Source organism: Oxalicibacterium solurbis, from assembly GCF_014635845.1.
In the GTDB taxonomy this organism is placed as follows: Bacteria; Pseudomonadota; Gammaproteobacteria; order Burkholderiales; family Burkholderiaceae_D; genus Oxalicibacterium; species Oxalicibacterium solurbis.
Map to the genome: position 1 here is coordinate 194,768 of NZ_BMDP01000001.1, position 17,336 is coordinate 212,103.

Genomic DNA, 17,336 nt, shown 5'->3' on the forward strand with positions numbered 1-17,336 from the left:
GACTTGCCTAGGGGTATTTGCATTTAATCCGTAAAATCCCGCGGCAAAAATACCGTGTACGCAACGGCCGCATGTACACTGTTCAATGACGGCGCGCTTCCAGCACGCCGTTGACTTCACGAATCACGTTCAATGCCTTCTGCAACTGCGCTGTCGAGTTGATTTCCGCCGTGAACGCCATGCGCGCCTGCCCTTTCATGCTTTGCGTGCTGACGCCGATCACGTTGATTTTTTCACGCAGGAAAATATCCGAAATATCGCGCAGCAACCCTTGGCGATCGGATGCCAATACGAAAATATCCACAGGGTAAACCGTCGCCAATTCGGATTTTCCCCAAGCCGTCTGGATCACGCGCTCCGGCGCACGCTGGCGCATCTCGACGAAGTTGCGGCAGTTCGCACGGTGGATCGATACACCCTTGCCACGCGTGACGAAACCGACGATGGGGTCCGGCGGCGCCGGCTTGCAGCAACGTGCCAACTGCGTCATCAAGCCGTCGGTGCCAACTACCAGCACGCCGGACTTCGCACCCTGCATAACGCTGGACGCGCGACTCTTGCGTGCGATGGCGCTCTCATCCAATTCGATCTGCTTTGCTGCATCGGGGTCGTCGCCATGCAAGGCTTGCTCGATCGTACGCAGGCTGAATTCGTCCTTGCCGACAGCAAGAAGCAAATCATCAAGTTTTGCGAATCCGAGCTTGTGTGCCAGCTCTTCCAGATTCACAGCGGTCTTGCCTTCGCGCTGCAAGGTTTTTTCGACCAGGCTGCGGCCGCTTGCCAGCGTCTCCTGCTGATCGATCGCATTGAACCATGCGCGCACCTTTGCACGCGTACGCGAGCTGGCCGCATAACCGGGCGACAGCCAGTCACGCGACGGGCCGACCGCACCTGTCGTGCTCAAGCCTTTCGCCGTGATGATCTCGACGGTCTGGCCGTTCTTCAATACCGTATTCAAGGGCACCAGCACGCCATCAACGCGCGCTCCGCGGCAGCGATGGCCGACGTCGCTGTGCAGGTGATAGGCGAAGTCGATAGGCGTCGCACCGTTCGGCAATTCGATCACGCGCGCCTGCGGCGTCAGCACGTAGATGCGATCGTCCAGCGTGGCTGATTTGAGTTTCTCGACCCAGTCGCGGTGCACGTCTTCCTGCGCGACGACAGCATCGACGACTTCGCTCTTCCACGCCAGCAGCTGGCGCAGCCAGGCGATCTTCTCGTCGTATTTCTGCGCCGAGAAATTGGACGTGCCGGCTTCCTTGTAACGCCAGTGCGCTGCCACGCCGTACTCGGCGAAATCGTGCATGTCGTGCGTGCGCACCTGCACTTCAAGCGGCCGGCCATCTTCCGCCATGACGACCGTATGCAGCGACTGGTAACCGTTCGCCTTCGGACGCGCAATGTAGTCGTCGAACTCTTCCGGCAGCGGCGTCCAGATGTTGTGCACGATACCCAATACCGTGTAGCAGGTCTTGACGTCGTCGACGATCACGCGGAAAGCGCGCACGTCATACAGATCGGAAAAATCGATCGCCTTGCCGCGCAGCTTGTTCCAGATACTGTAGATATGCTTGGGCCGGCCAAACACTTCGGCCTTGATGCCGGCCGCTTTCATCTCGGACTGCAGACGCTTGATCGAATTCTCGACAAAGGCTTCGCGCTCGACGCGCTTTTCTTCCAGCATCGAGGCAATGCGGCGATAGGACTCGGGCTCCAGAAAGCGGAACGACAGGTCTTCCAGTTCCCACTTCAATTGCCAGACGCCGAGCCGGTTCGCCAGCGGCGTGTACAAGTCGAAGGTTTCTCTCGCATATTGACGCGAACGTTCGTTCTGCAGCTTCTTCTCGGCAAAGTGACGTAACGTAATCACGCGCGTGCCCAGTCGCACCAGCACGGCGCGCATGTCGCTCGCCATCGCCAGCAGCATCTTGCGCAATACTTCCAGTTGGTCTGCCGCCTCCTGTGCGGCATTCTTGCCGCGCGATGCTTCCTGCTGGACGAAAGTCAATTCATGCAACCGCATCAGCTGGCGTATGCCGGCCACCAGATCGGCGACTTCCTTGCCGAAACGTTCTTCGATCTTCTCGGCTGCGGCCGGATCGAGTTCTGCCAGTTCAAACAGCAAGGCCGCGATCCGCGTGTCGGCGTCCGTCTCCAGTTGCGCAACCAGACCGGCCACGCCTTGTACGAACTCGAAGGCATCCTGGCCGTTATCAGGATTCTCTTGCGCAGAAGAAATGATCTTACCCTGATAGAGCGGTTCGACGAAGGCGAGCGCGTCCATCACGCGCGCACCGTCCTGCTCGGTCAAGCCGGTGCGCAGGAGTTCGCGCGTGTCGCTTTGCGTGGCGGCAAGGGAAACCATTCAATACCCGGGTGAATTGGCAGCGGCAACGACGACGATTTCGACCAGCCGCTCAGGATCGGGAAAAGTGACCGCCACAGTGGCACGCGGCGGCGTATGACCGGCCGGCACCCAGGCATTCCACGCAGTGTTCATGCCATCGAAATCGCGAACGTCGGCAATGAAAATCTGGCAGGACAGGATGCGCGTCTTGTCGCTGCCGGCTTCGGCCAGCAGGCGATCGATGTGACCGAGGACTTCGCGCGTCTGGCCCTGGATATCCTGCGAAACGTCTTCCGCAATCTGGCCGGCCAGATAGACGGTGCCGTTATGGATGGCGATTTCGGAAAGCGTGTCGCCGATGTGCAAGCGAGTGATATTCATGATAATCGGCAATATGGGGACGAGAAGCCATCATGCAAGCAGAAATTTGCGCGCAATGGCGATCTGCGTCGGATCGACGAAAGTAGGAGCGTGACCGACACCAGGAATCTCGATCAGCGCGGCCTTCGGTCCGCGCTGTGTCATCGCCTGCGCCGTCTCGCGCGACAGCAGGTCCGATTCGGCACCGCGCAACAGCAGTGTCGGACAGGCAATCGCATCGTAGGAATTCCACAACAGCGCTTCGGCCTGGTGCACGTCCTGTTCCGTCATGCCGCGCATCGTGATACCGAGCGCAGGGTCGTAGCCGAACATCCATTGGCCGTCCGCATCCTGCCGCAACACGTCGCTTGCCAGCTTGTGCCATTGCGCATCGGTATGCGGGCCGAAGGACAGCGAAACCTGCCGCACGTATTCGACACCCTGTTCCAGCGTCGCGAAACGGATCGGCTGGCCGATGTATTCGCCGATACGTGCCAGCGCCGGCACATTCAGCGTCGGCCCGATGTCGTTCAGCAGCAGCTTGCGAATCGGCGAACCCGCAAGCGACGCCAGCAACATGCCGATCAGACCTCCCATCGACGTGCCGATCCAGTGCACCGATTCGACGTTCAGACGCGCAATCAGTGTCACCATGTCGGCAACATACTGCGGCACCTGATACGCCAGCGGGTCGCGCAGGCGATCGGAACGGCCTCGGCCGACCACGTCCGGGCAAATAATGCGATAGCTGCCGCACAGTTCTATGGCCAATGCATCGAAATCGTCCGACACGCGCGTCAAGCCGTGCACGCAGATCAGCGTTGCCGGATTTTGCGGATCGCCCCATTCCTTGTAAGCCATCCGGTGCAATCCTGAAGGAGACAGGCATTGCACCGTCCGGATGTGTGGCTGCGTCATTCTTGTTCGTTCTCTTTGCAGTGGCTGATCAGGCTGCGCTGATGCCGTCGTCGGCATTCATGATCGCACCATTGATGAAATGCGATTCTTCGGCCGCCAGCAACAACAGCAGGCTGTCCAGGTCTTCCGGCTTGCCGAGGCGCTTGCGCGGCAACGTTTCCATCAACTGGCGGCCCTGCTCGCTGTTGAAATAGTTCATGTTCATTTCGGTGCCGATATAACCGGGACAGATCGCATTGACGTTGATGCCGAAACGTCCCCACTCCACCGCCATCGATTTCGTCATCTGGATGACGGCAGCCTTGCTGATGCAGTACAGCCCGAGTTCCGGCACGGTGCGCTGCCCCGCCACTGAAGCAATATTGATGATGCGATGCTGCTTGCGCGGATCCCCCTTGTGGCGGGCGATCATGCGCTTGGCCGTTTCCTGCGCGACGAAGAAAGCGCCGCGCTGATTGGTATCCATCACATAGGCATAGTCGTCCGGCGTGACGTCGGTCAGCCGGCGATTCATCGAAACGCCTGCATTGTTGACGAGGATATCGATCGCGCCCGCTTCCGTTTCGGCATGCGCGATCGCCGATTTGATGCTGGCGTAATCGGTCACGTCGAGCGATACGACATGCGCCGCACCGCCTTCGGCCTCGATTTCCGCACGCAATTCCTTCAGTCGCTCGGTACGGCGAGATGCCAGCACGACCTGCGCACCGCCCATCGCCAGGACTTTTGCAAAACGCTCACCCAGCCCACTGGAGGCACCAGTCACCAGCGCCACCTTGCCTTCGAAATTGACTTCTATGCCCACAAATTCCCCCGATTATCGACGCCTGCCGGCGAAATCCATGCCGGAAGCGTTATGATTACACGAAAGCACCGCAATAAAAGCATTTCCTCTTTGCCCAGCCGGCAAATCGATGGACAATCCTGCTTGCCCCTGAACACTATCGCCGCATCATTCGGCACTCTCGATACATGACTTCCACTTCCGCCTCCAGCCTGCTCGAACAATACGGTCCCCGCGACACGATGGAATACGACGTCGTCATCGTCGGCGGCGGTCCGGCCGGCCTGGCTGCTGCCATCCGGCTCAAGCAGCTTGCCGCCGAAAAGGAACAGGAAGTTTCCGTCTGCATACTGGAAAAAGGCGGCGAGCTCGGCGCACACATCCTGTCCGGCGCGGTAATGGATCCGCGCGCGATGGAAGAACTGTTCCCCGACTGGAAGGAACGCGGCGCGCCGCTGAATACACCGGTTACCGAAGATCGTTTCCTCTTCCTCGGCAAGGAAAAGGCGTTGCGCACGCCCAATTTCATGCTGCCGTCCTGCCTGCAGAATCACGGCAACTACATCGTTTCGCTCGCCAACGTCGTGCGCTGGCTCGGCCAGCAGGCCGAGGCAGCGGGCGTCGAAATCTTTCCCGGCTTTCCTGCGGCGGAAATCCTGTACAACGACGATGGCTCCGTCAAGGGTGTTGCCACCGGCAACATGGGCGTCGGCCGCGACGGACAACCGACCGAGGCATTCCAGCTCGGCATGGAGCTGCATGCGAAGTACACTCTGTTCGCCGAAGGCGCGCGCGGTCATCTCGGCCGTCAGCTGATGGAGAAATTCAATCTGGCCGACGGCAAGGCGCCGCAATCCTACGCGATCGGTATCAAGGAGCTGTGGGAAATCGATCCGGCGCAACACAAGCCAGGCCTCGTCATTCACACGGCCGGCTGGCCGCTTGCCAGCGATACCTATGGCGGCTCCTTCCTGTATCACCTGGAAAACAATCAGGTCGTCGTCGGTTACGTCGTCGGCCTCGGTTACGACAATCCCTATCTGTCGCCATTCGAGGAATTCCAGCGCTACAAGACACATCCGGAAATCCGCCGCTTCTTCGAAAACGGCAAGCGCATTTCCTATGGCGCGCGCGCCATCACTGCTGGCGGCCTGCAATCGCTGCCGAAGCTTGTCTTCCCGGGCGGTGCACTGATCGGCTGCGAAGCAGGCTTTCTCAATGCCAGCCGCATCAAGGGCAGTCATGCCGCGATGAAGAGCGGCATGATGGTGGCCGAAACCGCTTTTGCCGCGCTGACCAGTGGCCGCCAGCGAGATGAATTGACGGACTATCCAGCCGCGTTCGAACAGTCTTGGCTGCATGAAGAATTGCATGTCGCGCGCAACTTCAAGCCATGGATGAGCAAAGGTCTGTATCTCGGCACGCTGATGTTCGGCATCGACCAGATCGTCTTCCGTGGCAAGGCACCATGGACGCTGCACAATACCCATCCCGACCATACCTGCCTGCGCCCGGCCTCCGCCTTCCAGCCCATCACTTATCCCAAGCCCGACAACAAGCTGACTTTCGATCGCTTGTCGTCGGTTTTCCTGTCGAATACGAATCACGCGGAAAACCAGCCCATCCACCTGACGTTGAAAAATCCCGACGTGCCGGTACAAGTAAATCTCGCGGAATATGCGGGACCGGAGGCACGTTATTGCCCGGCCGCAGTCTATGAATTCGTGAAGGACGATGCCGGCCAGGACAAGCTGCAGATCAACGCGCAAAATTGCGTGCACTGCAAGACATGCGACATCAAGGATCCGACGCAGAACATCGTCTGGGTGACGCCGGAAGGCGGCGGTGGACCAAATTACCCCAACATGTAATCGCCCAATAAAAAAGCCGCTAACGCGGCTTTTTTATTGGCGATAGCAATCGATTCCTAATCGTCAGGCCTTCCAGGCGCCGCCCAGAATTTTTTCCAACCAGAAGGTACCGATAATGGTTTTGACATCGGTGATCTGCCCTTCCCGAATCCATCCCATCAATTCATCCTGTTTTGCACTGAATACGTCGAGGAACTCCTCGTCATCCAGCTTGCGCTCGCCCGCCGTCAAGCCGCGTGCCAGAAACAAATCGAGATGTTCATCGGAATAGGCAATGGCGTTGTGAATCGTACAGACGAACTGCCAGTCGCGGGCCGTATAACCGGTTTCCTCCAGCAGTTCGCGCTTGGCGCAATCCAGCGATGCCTCGCCCGGATCGATTTTCCCCGCCGGGAATTCGATGAATACGCGATTCAGCGGATAACGGAATTGGCGTTCCAGCAAAATGGTGCCATCGTCGAACACCGGCAGGATGACGACCGCACCAGGATGACGGATGTATTCTCGCGTTGCCCGGCTATCGTTCGGCAGGCGCACGACATCCTTCTGTACCTTCAGGAAAGAACCGTCATAGGCCAGCGTGCTGTCCATACGGGTCTCTTTCAGATGATCATCCATGTGTTGCTCCGGCAAGTGAAAGACTGCATCAGCGCCGGCGACGTCGCATGTAACGCATGACGAAGCCCGGATAAGCCAATACCAGGAACAGACAAGCCGTCACCGCATAGAATTCCCATCCCTGCGGAAAAACATTCCCCATCTGCGCTTCCAGCAAATGGGCAATCAGGCCGACGAAACAATAGAGAAGCAGCAACTCGATCAGGCGAAGCCAGACCGGCTTCACCGTCATCGGGACAGGAATGACGGCAAACAGCCGCTCATTGAAGAAAGGAAGGTTGGCGCCGAACAGCGCCAACAGGATCACAAACCAGCTTGCCAGCGAAACATCCACCGGCGCGGCCGTCAGGAAGCCAGCGTCTTGACGATGGCTGCAGCACAGGCAGCCATCAGTGGGCCAGGCAGCAGACCGAGAACCAGCACGGCAGCGCCGTTGATGCTCAGCGCTGCGCGCACATCCACGCTTGCCGTGATGACCGTCGTATCCGCCGGTTCGTCAAAATACATGACCTTGACGACGCGCAGATAGTAATAGGCACCGATCAGCGAGAACATGACAGCAATGATCGCCAGCCAGATCTGGCCCGTGCTCAGCACAGCCTGCAAGACCGACAGCTTCGCATAGAAACCGACGACCGGTGGCACGCCAGCCAGCGAGAACATCATCAGCAGCATGACCAGGGCAAACCATGGGCTGCGCTGGTTCAGGCCCTTGAAGTCATCGATGTTTTCCGCTTCGAAGCCGGCACGCGACAACAGCATGATCACGCCGAACACACCCAGCGTGGTCAGCACGTAGGTGATCGAGTAGAACATCGCGGCGCCATAGCCGTTGGTCGACGAACCATCCGCACCGGGAACAATGCCGGACAGCAGGCCCAACAGGATGAAGCCCATTTGCGAAATCGTCGAATATGCCAGCATGCGCTTGATGTTGGTCTGCACGATTGCCGTGATGTTACCGATGGCCATCGACAGCACGGCCAGAATCGTCAGCATCTGCTGCCAGTCAACCGACAATGCAGGCAGCGCCTCGACCAGCAGGCGGATCGCGATCACGAAAGTCGCCAGTTTCGGCGCACCACCCAGCAATAACGTAACGGCAGTCGGCGCTCCCTGGTACACGTCAGGCACCCACATGTGGAACGGAACCGCACCCAGCTTGAATGCCAGACCTGCAACGATGAACACCAGGCCGAACACCAGCACCGGCTTGTTGATCGCACCACTGGCAATGGCACGCGCCACTTCGATCAGATCCAGCGTGCCGGTCGCACCATACAGCATCGAAATGCCGTACAGCAGGAAACCGGAAGCCAGTGCGCCCAGCACGAAATACTTCATTGCCGCTTCGGTCGAAATCGCATGATTGCGGCGCATTGCCACCAGCGCATACAGCGACAACGACATCATTTCGAGACCAAGGTAGATGATCAGGAAGTTGTTGGCCGAGATCATCACCATCTGGCCCAGCAACGAGAACAGCGACAGCAGATAAAACTCGCCGCCATGCTGGCCGCTCACCATCTGACGATCGGTCGCGTACTGACGCGAATAAACCAGCGTCAGACCGACGGCAACATACGAACAAATCTTCATCAGGTTCGCCATCGGATCGGAAACGAACATGCCGCCGAATGCGTATGCCGTGGTGCCGCTATTGATATCGCAGAACGACAGCACGCCGCACACGACCAGCGCGATCAGCGACAGTGTATAGGTCACGTTGCGCTTGGCATCCGTCAGGAACAGATCGACCAGCAGAATCGCCATGATGGCGACTGCTAGGAAGATTTCGGGAAGGACCAGTGTCAGATTCAGATTATTCATGGTGTCGCAATATTGGTGCGTTCAGTGGCGTGGCCGCGCATTAATTGATTTTCGAAATCGCGACGTGCTTGAGCAGGTCGGTCACGGAAGTCTGCATCGCATCGGTGAACGGAGCCGGATAAAGGCCCATGCCCAACACCGCGATAGCCAGCAAGGCAAGCATCAGGAATTCACGCTTGCTGAGATCGGTCAACTCAGCGACGTGCTTGTTGGCGATTTCGCCAAAAATCACGCGCTTGGCCAGCCACAACGAATAGGCCGCCCCCAGGATCAGTGCTGTCGCTGCCAGCAAGCCGATCCAGAAATTGAACTGGACGGCACCCAGGATCACCATGAATTCGCCGATGAAGCCCGAAGTCGCCGGTAAACCTGCATTGCCCATCGAGAACAGGATGAAGAAGGCCGCGAATTTCGGCATCGTGTTGACGACACCACCGTAGTCGGCGATCTGGCGCGAATGCATGCGATCGTACAGCACGCCGATACACAGGAACATCGCGCCGGAGACGAAGCCGTGCGAAATCATCTGCACGATACCGCCCTGCACCGCCATGTCGTTGAACATGAAGAAGCCCAGCGTGACGAAGCCCATGTGAGCAATCGACGAATACGCGACCAGTTTTTTCATATCGGTCTGTACCAGTGCCACCAGGCCGATGTAGATAACGGCAATCAGCGACAGCGTGATGATAAAGCCCGACAGGTAATGGCTGGCATCAGGCGTGATCGGCAGCGAAAAACGCAGAAAACCATAAGCGCCCAGTTTCAGCATGATCGCAGCCAGCACGACGGAACCGCCAGTTGGCGCTTCGACGTGGGCATCCGGCAGCCAGGTATGGACCGGCCACATCGGCACTTTAACCGCAAAAGCCATGAAGAACGCCAGGAAGATCAGGATCTGCGCGTTCAGCGGCAGTGGCAGCACATGCCATGCCAGGATGTCGAAGCTGTGGCCCGATTGGAAGTACAGGTACAGCAAGGCCACCAGCATCAGCAGAGAGCCGAGGAAGGTGTACAGGAAGAACTTGATCGATGCGTAGACACGATTCGGACCGCCCCAGACACCGATGATGATGAACATCGGAATCAGCGTCGATTCGAAGAATACGTAGAACAGCAAACCGTCGAGCGCGCAGAACACGCCGATCATCAGGCCGGACAGAATCAGGAAAGCACCCATATACTGGGCAACACGCTTCTCGATCACTTCCCATGCGGCGATCACGACGAAAATCGTGATGAAGGCAGTCAACACAACGAACCACAGCGACAAGCCATCGACGCCCAACGTGTAGTTGATGTTGAAGATTTCAATCCACTTGTGGGTCTCGACGAATTGCATGCCGTGCGCAGCGTTGTCGAATTTCTGGATCAGCGGCAGCGTCGCAATGAAACTGACGATCGAACCGATCAGTGAAACGATACGCGCAATGGACGGGTTGTCATCGCGACCGACCACCAGAACAAGCACACCGAACGCGATGGGCAACCAGATCGAAAGGCTCAGGATAGGAAATGTTGACTGCATCATGATTTTTCTTTGCTTATTTCGCTAACTTATTGGGCGAACGATGGGAATGGCAGGAAATAAATCAGGAAACCCAGCACGCCGAGAATCATGACAAACGCGTAGTGATAGATATAGCCGGTCTGGAACGTGCGGACGATGCGCGAGAACCAGCCCACTACTTTCGCACTGCCGTTCACGATCAAGCCATCGATCAGCGTACGGTCGCCGACACGCGACAAGCCTCCGCCCAGCAGACGTGCGCCATTGGCCCAGAACACTTCGTTGAACTTGTCCATGTAGTACTTGTTGTCCAGCAGCGTATGGATGGCGCGGAACTTGTTGTAGAACCATGCCGGAACGCGTGGATTGATCATGTAGCAGTAATAGGCAGATACGACGCCAGCCAGACCCAACCAGAACGGCAGCGTGGTGAAGCCATGCAGCGCCATCGCCAGTGCGCCATGGAATTCCTCGTGCAGGCTTTCCATCGCGCCGTGGTTTTCACCGACGGTAATCACGCCGTTAAAGAAACTACCGTGGATCATCGGTTCGATCGCGATGAAACCGATGATGACCGACGGAATTGCCAGCAGGATCAGCGGCAGCGTCACTACCCACGGCGACTCATGCGGTTTCTGGCCAGGGGCCAGACCGTGATGCTCGTCATGACCGTGATCGTCGTGATCATCATGTGCGTGATGATCATCGTGTGTATGTGCCTTGCCAAAACGTTCTTCGCCATGGAAGACCAGGAAATACATGCGGAACGAATAGAACGCCGTCACGAAAACGCCAGCCAGCACGGCGAAATTTGCAAAGCCTGCGCCTGTCAGATGCGTTGCATGCACGGCTTCGATAATGCTGTCCTTCGAATAGAAGCCTGCGAAGAATGGCGTACCGATCAGTGCCAGCGAGCCCAGCAGCGAGGTGATCCAAGTGATCGGCATGTACTTGCGCAAACCGCCCATGTTGCGAATGTCCTGATCGTGGTGCATGCCCATGATGACGGAACCAGCACCGAGGAACAGTAGCGCCTTGAAGAATGCGTGCGTCATCAGGTGAAATACGGCAACCGAGTAGGCCGATGCACCGAGCGCAACAGTCATGTAGCCGAGCTGGGACAACGTGGAATACGCAACAACGCGCTTGATGTCGTTCTGGATAATGCCAAGGAAGCCCATGAACAATGCCGTGATCGCACCGATCACCAGTACGAACGACAATGCGGTATCCGACAACTCGAACAACGGCGACATGCGCGACACCATGAAGATACCTGCCGTCACCATCGTCGCAGCGTGGATCAGTGCGGAAATCGGGGTCGGACCTTCCATCGAATCAGGTAGCCAGACGTGCAGCGGGAACTGTGCGGACTTACCCATTGCACCAATGAACAGGCAAATGCAGGCCACGGTCAGCAGCATCCAGTCGGAGCCCGGCAGCATCAGCAGTGCAAGTTCGTCTTTTTTCGCGAAGACTTCGCCGTAGTTCAGCGAACCGGAATACGCAACCAGCAAACCGATACCGAGAACGAAACCGAAATCGCCGACACGGTTGACCAGAAAGGCCTTCATGTTCGCAAAAATCGCAGTCGGCTTCGTGTACCAGAAACCGATCAACAGGTAGGAGACCAGACCCACTGCCTCCCAACCGAAGAACAGTTGCAGGAAATTGTTGCTCATGACGAGCATCAGCATCGAGAACGTGAACAGCGAGATGTACGAGAAGAAGCGGTTGTAACCCTCATCCTCTTCCATGTAGCCGATCGTGTAGATGTGCACCATCAGCGATACGAAGGTCACCACGCACATCATCATCGCCGTCAGCGTATCGACCAGGAAGCCGATTTCCAGCTTCATGCCGGCGACCGTCATCCACGTGTAGATGGTGCCGTTGAACGTCGCGCCGTCCAGCACCTGCGAGAAAGTATACGCAGACAGCAGGAAGGAAATCAGCACACCGAGAATCGTCACCGTATGCGATGCCTTGCGGCCGATCATATTGCCGAAGAATTTCGTGCCAAACAGGCCAGCGATCATCGAGCCGACAAGCGGCGCCAGAGGAATGACCAGAAGGAGGTTAGGGTTAAGTTGCCCCGCCATGATGAACCTTATTCGTTATTTATTCGGAATCAGCCTTTGAGGCCGTCAAGATCTTCGACATTGATGGTATCCAGAGTACGGAACATGGAGACCAGGATGGCAAGACCGATCGCAGCTTCAGCAGCAGCCACCGTCAGAATGAAAAACACGAAGATCTGACCGGCTGCATCGCCCAGGAAATAGGAAAAAGCAACGAAGTTCATGTTTACGGCCAGCAGCATCAGCTCGATGGCCATCAACAGAATGATGATGTTCTTGCGATTCAGAAAAATACCGACAATCGAAATCGCGAACAGGATCGCGCCGAGAATCAGGTAATGTACGAGCGTCAACTCCACAGCACTCCCCTTCTTACTTTTGTTCTGCTGCAGGTGCAGCGGGTTGGTCGTCGTTGCGCGCCTCGGCTTTCATTTTCACCACGCGCAGACGATCACTCGATTTGACGCGCACAGCATCGCCAGGTGCGAAATATTTGCTGTCCTTGCGCTTGCGCATCGTCAGTGCCACAGCGGCGATGATCGCCAGCAGCAGCAGCAGCGCAGCCAGTTCGAACGCATACAGATAGTGGGTATAGATCAGCTTGCCCAGTTCTTTCGTGTTGCCGATGTTGGCAGACACCGCAGGCACTTCCGTATTTTCACGCCAGAAGCCGCGAAACAGCACGGCAGCCATTTCGAGAACGATCACCGCACCCACCGTAGCTGCCAGCGGCAGGTAACCCCAGAAGCCTTCGCGCAGTTTGCTCAGCTTGATGTCGATCATCATGACGACGAACAAGAACAGCACCATGACCGCGCCGACATAAACCAGAATCAGCACGATGGAAAGGAATTCGGCCTTCAGCAGCATCCACAGCGCAGAAGCCGAAGCGAACGACAGCACCAGAAACAACGCTGCATGCACCGGATTCCGGTCGGTGATCACACGTATGGCAGCGAACGCGAGGATCGCTGAGAACACGTAAAAAAGGACAGTTGTAAATTCCATAGTCAGCCAGAAAAGTCAGCGCAATGCTGCCAAATTATCAAATCAACGGTAGGCCGCATCGGCGGCACGTGCTGCAGCGATTTCAGGCTCGAAGCGATCGCCGACGGCCAGCAGCATTTCCTTGGTGTAGTACAGGTCGCCCCGCTTTTCACCGTGGTATTCCAGGATGTGCGTTTCGACGATCGAATCGACCGGGCAGGACTCTTCGCAGAATCCGCAGAAAATGCACTTGGTCAGGTCGATGTCGTAACGCGTCGTACGGCGTGTACCGTCGGCACGCTGATCCGACTCGATCGTGATGGCCATTGCCGGGCAAACCGCTTCGCACAGTTTGCAGGCGATGCAACGCTCTTCACCGTTCGGATAACGACGCAGTGCATGCAGGCCACGGAAACGCGGCGACTGCGGCGTCTTCTCTTCCGGGAACTGGACAGTGATCTTGCGTGCAAACATGTAGCGGCCGGTCAGTGCCATGCCCTTGAACAGTTCGCGCAGCATCAAACTGCCGAAAAAATCCTTGATTGCTTCCATTTTCTGGCTTCCTCTACTAAGCCTTGATTAATTCCAGATATTCAACGGCGTCTTCATCCAGATCGCAACGATCAGCAGATAGACCAGCGTCAACGGAATGAACACCTTCCAGCCCAATCGCATGATCTGGTCATAGCGATAACGCGGAAACGACGCACGGAACCAGACGAAACAGGTAATGACGAAGAACGTCTTCAGACCCAGCCAGATCCAGCCCGGAATCCACGTGAACGGCGCGAAGTCCAGCGGAGCAGACCAGCCACCCAGGAACATCAACGACGCCATGATCGCGATCAGCCACATGTTGGCGTATTCGGCCAGGAAGAACATCGCGAACGACATGCCCGAATATTCGACCATGTGACCGGCAACAATCTCGGACTCACCTTCCACCACGTCGAACGGATGGCGGTTCAGTTCCGCGGTACCGGACACGATGTAGATAATGAACATCGGCAGCAGCGGCAGCCAGTTCCACGACAAGAAATTCAGCCCCATGTCGGCGAAACGACCGGTCGTCTGCGTCGTCACGATTTCGGTCAGGTTCAGACTGCCGGAAACCATCAGCACGACGCACAGCACAAAGCCCATTGCGATCTCATACGAAATCATCTGTGCCGATGCACGCATCGCACCGAGGAATGCATATTTCGAGTTCGACGCCCAGCCGGCGATGATGATGCCGTAGACTTCCAGCGATGTAATTGCCATCACGAACAGCAGACCGGCATTAACGTTCGCCAGCACGGTTTCCGGACCAAACGGTATGACAGCCCACGCTGCCAGCGACGGCATGATGGTCATGACCGGTGCAATGACAAACAGTGCCTTGTTGGAACGTGCCGGAACGACGATTTCCTTCAGCAGCAACTTGACACCGTCGGCGATCGGCTGCAGCAGGCCCAGCGGGCCGACACGGTTCGGGCCATGACGTACATGCATCCAGCCGATGACCTTGCGCTCCCATAGCGTCATGTAGGCGACAGCACCCATCAACGGCGCCACGATGGCGACGATCTTGACGATATTCCAGACCAGCGGCCAGTAGAAACCGAATACCGACTGGCCCGTCGCGTGGATGGATACGAACAGTTGATCCATTTACGCTTTCTCCACACTGATAGAACCGAACATTGCGCCAAGATCGGCGGTCTCTTGACGACCTGCCGCCACACGCACCACATTTACCGGCAAAGCTGCATCGATGGCTACCGCCAACGTCGCTGTGCCATTGCCCTGCTTCACCGTTACCTTGTCGCCGGCAACAACGCCCAGCTTGCCTGCCAGATCAGCGGACAACCGTGCTTTCGGCGCGGCACCATCGGTCGTTTGCTGTAACGGTTCCGAACGACGCGTGATCGCATCGGTAGCGTAGATCGAAACATCGGCCACACGCTCCAGTTGCATGCCGGCAGCCGAAACAACCGCCTGCGGTGCAGTGTTGCCGATATTGTTCAGACGCGATTGCAGATTGGCATCTGCCGGTACCGACGTACCGAGAATTTCGTTGCGAACTGCTTCCGAAGTTTCGTAATCGAAACCGTTCAGATCCAGCAGATTGCCGAGCACACGCAATACCTTCCATGCCGGACGCGTATCGCCAAGCGGCTTTACCGTGCCATTGAAGCTTTGCGCACGCCCCTCTGCATTGACGAAAGTGCCGGAAGTTTCGGAGAACGGCGCGATCGGCAGCATGACGTCGGCGTAGTCCGCACCCTGCTTGAACGGCGACATGACAACCACCATTTCAGCCTGGCTCAACGCATTGCGCGCAACTTGCGGGTTGAAGCTGTCGAATTCCGGCTCCGTGTGCAGCAGCACATACGCTTTGTGCGGCTGTTCGAATGCTTGCGCAGCATTCGAACCATTTGCGCCTGGCAATGCATTCGCCACGTAACCACCAACGGTATTCGCTGCTTCGGTCAGGAAACCAAACTTGGCTTCGGTATTCTGTGCAATCCATTGCGCTGCTGCGTGCAGCTTGGCAGCTTGCGGATGTTGCAGGACGGCGTTGCCGAGCAATACGGCCTTCGGTTCGCCCGACAGCAGGCTTGCCGCAATTTGCTTGGCTTCTGTCGACGCTTCGATCTTCTCGTAGCCGGCCGGTGCAGCGATGCCACGTGCCTGTGCCACTGCCACGATCACTTCGCCCAAGGCCGCCAGCCAGTCGGATGGTGCCTTGATCATCTTATTGGCGATCGGCATCAGCAGATCGTCGTCGGTTGCGTGCAGGATGCTGAGGCTGGCGCCCTTTTTCACTGCCAGACGCAGACGGGCAGACAGCAATGGATGATCCTTGCGCAGGAAAGAGCCGATCACGAAAGCGCGCTTCAACGCGCCGAATTCGTTGATCGACATGCCCAGCCACGGCTTGACCGATGCATCCAGCGAAAAATCAGACTGGCGCAGACGGAAATCGATGTTTTCGGAACCGATGCCACGTACCAGTTTCTGCAGCAGCGACAGCTCTTCCAGCGTGGAATGCGATGCAGCCAATGCAGCGATCGCACTCGCGCCGTGTTCATGTTTAATATTGCGCAGGCCGTGCGCAACGTATTCGAGTGCGGTCTGCCAATCTGTTTCCTGCCATTGACCACCCTGCTTGATCATCGGTGCAGTCAAGCGCTCGGCGCTGTTCAGCGCTTCGTAGGAGAAACGATCCTTGTCCGAGATCCAGCATTCGTTGACATCATCGTTTTCCAACGGCAGCACGCGCATCACCTTGCCAGCCTTGACCTGCACGATCAAGTTGGCACCGATGCTGTCGTGCGGGCTGACCGACTTCCGACGCGACAGTTCCCAAGTACGGGCGCTGTAGCGGAACGGTTTGGAGGTCAATGCGCCAACCGGGCACAGATCGATCATGTTGCCGGACAGTTCCGAATCGACCGTTTTGCCGACGAATGCAGTAATTTCAGAATGCTCACCGCGGTTCAACATGCCGAATTCCATGACGCCGGCGATTTCCTGACCGAAACGGACGCAGCGCGTGCAATGAATGCAACGGCTCATTTCCTGCATCGAGATCAGCGGACCGACATCCTTCGGCACAACCACACGCTTCTCTTCGGCATAACGTGACGACGAATCACCGTAGCCGACAGCCAGATCCTGCAGTTGACATTCACCGCCCTGATCGCAGATCGGGCAATCCAGCGGGTGATTGATCAACAGGAATTCCATCACGCCTTTTTGTGCCTTGACAGCTTTTTCGCTGTGCGAACGCACGATCATGCCGGGAGCGACCGGTGTCGCGCAGGCCGGCAGCGGCTTCGGCGCCTTCTCTACCTCGACCAGGCACATGCGGCAGTTGGCCGCAATGGAAAGTTTCTTGTGATAGCAAAAATGAGGGATATACGTGCCGAGCTTGTTGGCAGCGTCCATCACCATGCTGCCTTCCTGCACTTCTACCTTCTTGCCGTCTATTTCGATTTCAACCATGGCTTTGCTTTTTCTGCGTCAGTGTTCTCACTACGTC

The 17,336-nt window shown here is 57.1% G+C and carries 15 protein-coding genes; 1 reads left to right on the forward strand and 14 read right to left on the reverse strand.

Annotated features, from left to right (window positions below; all coding sequences use genetic code 11):
* Positions 1-82 precede the first annotated feature (82 nt).
* The 4 genes from IEV40_RS00875 to IEV40_RS00890 are packed head-to-tail and all read right to left on the reverse strand — an operon-like array spanning position 83 to position 4,430.
* Positions 83-2,365, reverse strand: coding sequence for a RelA/SpoT family protein (locus IEV40_RS00875; protein ID WP_188419093.1), 2,283 nt, complete (start codon positions 2,363-2,365; stop codon positions 83-85).
* Complete coding sequence (locus tag IEV40_RS00880) at positions 2,366-2,728, reverse strand: RidA family protein (RefSeq protein ID WP_188419094.1); 363 nt, start codon at positions 2,726-2,728, stop codon at positions 2,366-2,368.
* Between the two features lie 30 nt (positions 2,729-2,758).
* Positions 2,759-3,625 (reverse strand): alpha/beta fold hydrolase, encoded by an 867-nt coding sequence (locus tag IEV40_RS00885; protein WP_188419095.1) that lies wholly within the window; start codon positions 3,623-3,625, stop codon positions 2,759-2,761.
* A gap of 28 nt (positions 3,626-3,653) precedes the next feature.
* Complete coding sequence (locus IEV40_RS00890; protein WP_188419096.1) at positions 3,654-4,430, reverse strand: SDR family oxidoreductase; 777 nt, start codon at positions 4,428-4,430, stop codon at positions 3,654-3,656.
* Between the two features lie 167 nt (positions 4,431-4,597).
* Here IEV40_RS00890 and IEV40_RS00895 point away from each other — a divergent pair, with 167 nt between their 5' ends.
* Positions 4,598-6,280 carry an electron transfer flavoprotein-ubiquinone oxidoreductase gene (locus IEV40_RS00895; RefSeq protein ID WP_188419097.1) on the forward strand — a complete coding sequence of 561 codons (1,683 nt, stop codon included), beginning with the start codon at positions 4,598-4,600 and terminating at the stop codon, positions 6,278-6,280.
* A 63-nt stretch (positions 6,281-6,343) separates the two neighbouring features.
* On the opposite strand, the gene IEV40_RS00900 is transcribed toward IEV40_RS00895, so the two are convergent.
* From IEV40_RS00900 to nuoG, 10 genes are read right to left on the reverse strand one after another with little or no spacing between them, the layout of a single operon-like run.
* A complete protein-coding gene (locus tag IEV40_RS00900) occupies positions 6,344-6,898 on the reverse strand; it encodes an NUDIX domain-containing protein (protein ID WP_188419098.1) in 555 nt (184 codons plus the stop codon).
* Positions 6,899-6,926: 28 nt separating this feature from the next.
* Complete coding sequence (locus IEV40_RS00905; protein WP_188419099.1) at positions 6,927-7,232, reverse strand: DUF2818 family protein; 306 nt, start codon at positions 7,230-7,232, stop codon at positions 6,927-6,929.
* Between the two features lie 11 nt (positions 7,233-7,243).
* Positions 7,244-8,728, reverse strand: a complete 1,485-nt coding sequence (gene nuoN / locus IEV40_RS00910; RefSeq protein WP_188419100.1) for an NADH-quinone oxidoreductase subunit NuoN — start codon at positions 8,726-8,728, stop codon at positions 7,244-7,246.
* Positions 8,729-8,768: 40 nt separating this feature from the next.
* On the reverse strand, positions 8,769-10,259 hold the full coding sequence (locus IEV40_RS00915; RefSeq protein WP_188419101.1) for an NADH-quinone oxidoreductase subunit M: 1,491 nt from the start codon (positions 10,257-10,259) through the stop codon (positions 8,769-8,771).
* 26 nt (positions 10,260-10,285) lie between these two features.
* Positions 10,286-12,340 carry an NADH-quinone oxidoreductase subunit L gene (gene nuoL / locus IEV40_RS00920; protein ID WP_188419102.1) on the reverse strand — a complete coding sequence of 685 codons (2,055 nt, stop codon included), beginning with the start codon at positions 12,338-12,340 and terminating at the stop codon, positions 10,286-10,288.
* A 29-nt stretch (positions 12,341-12,369) separates the two neighbouring features.
* Positions 12,370-12,678 carry an NADH-quinone oxidoreductase subunit NuoK gene (gene nuoK, locus IEV40_RS00925; RefSeq protein WP_188419103.1) on the reverse strand — a complete coding sequence of 103 codons (309 nt, stop codon included), beginning with the start codon at positions 12,676-12,678 and terminating at the stop codon, positions 12,370-12,372.
* A 13-nt stretch (positions 12,679-12,691) separates the two neighbouring features.
* Positions 12,692-13,327 (reverse strand): NADH-quinone oxidoreductase subunit J, encoded by a 636-nt coding sequence (locus IEV40_RS00930; protein ID WP_188419104.1) that lies wholly within the window; start codon positions 13,325-13,327, stop codon positions 12,692-12,694.
* A gap of 42 nt (positions 13,328-13,369) precedes the next feature.
* Complete coding sequence (gene nuoI, locus IEV40_RS00935; RefSeq protein WP_188419105.1) at positions 13,370-13,858, reverse strand: NADH-quinone oxidoreductase subunit NuoI; 489 nt, start codon at positions 13,856-13,858, stop codon at positions 13,370-13,372.
* Between the two features lie 27 nt (positions 13,859-13,885).
* Entirely contained in the window at positions 13,886-14,959 is a 1,074-nt protein-coding gene (gene nuoH / locus IEV40_RS00940; protein WP_188419106.1) for an NADH-quinone oxidoreductase subunit NuoH, read from the reverse strand.
* A complete protein-coding gene (gene nuoG, locus IEV40_RS00945; RefSeq protein WP_188419107.1) occupies positions 14,960-17,299 on the reverse strand; it encodes an NADH-quinone oxidoreductase subunit NuoG in 2,340 nt (779 codons plus the stop codon).
* Positions 17,300-17,336 lie beyond the last annotated feature (37 nt).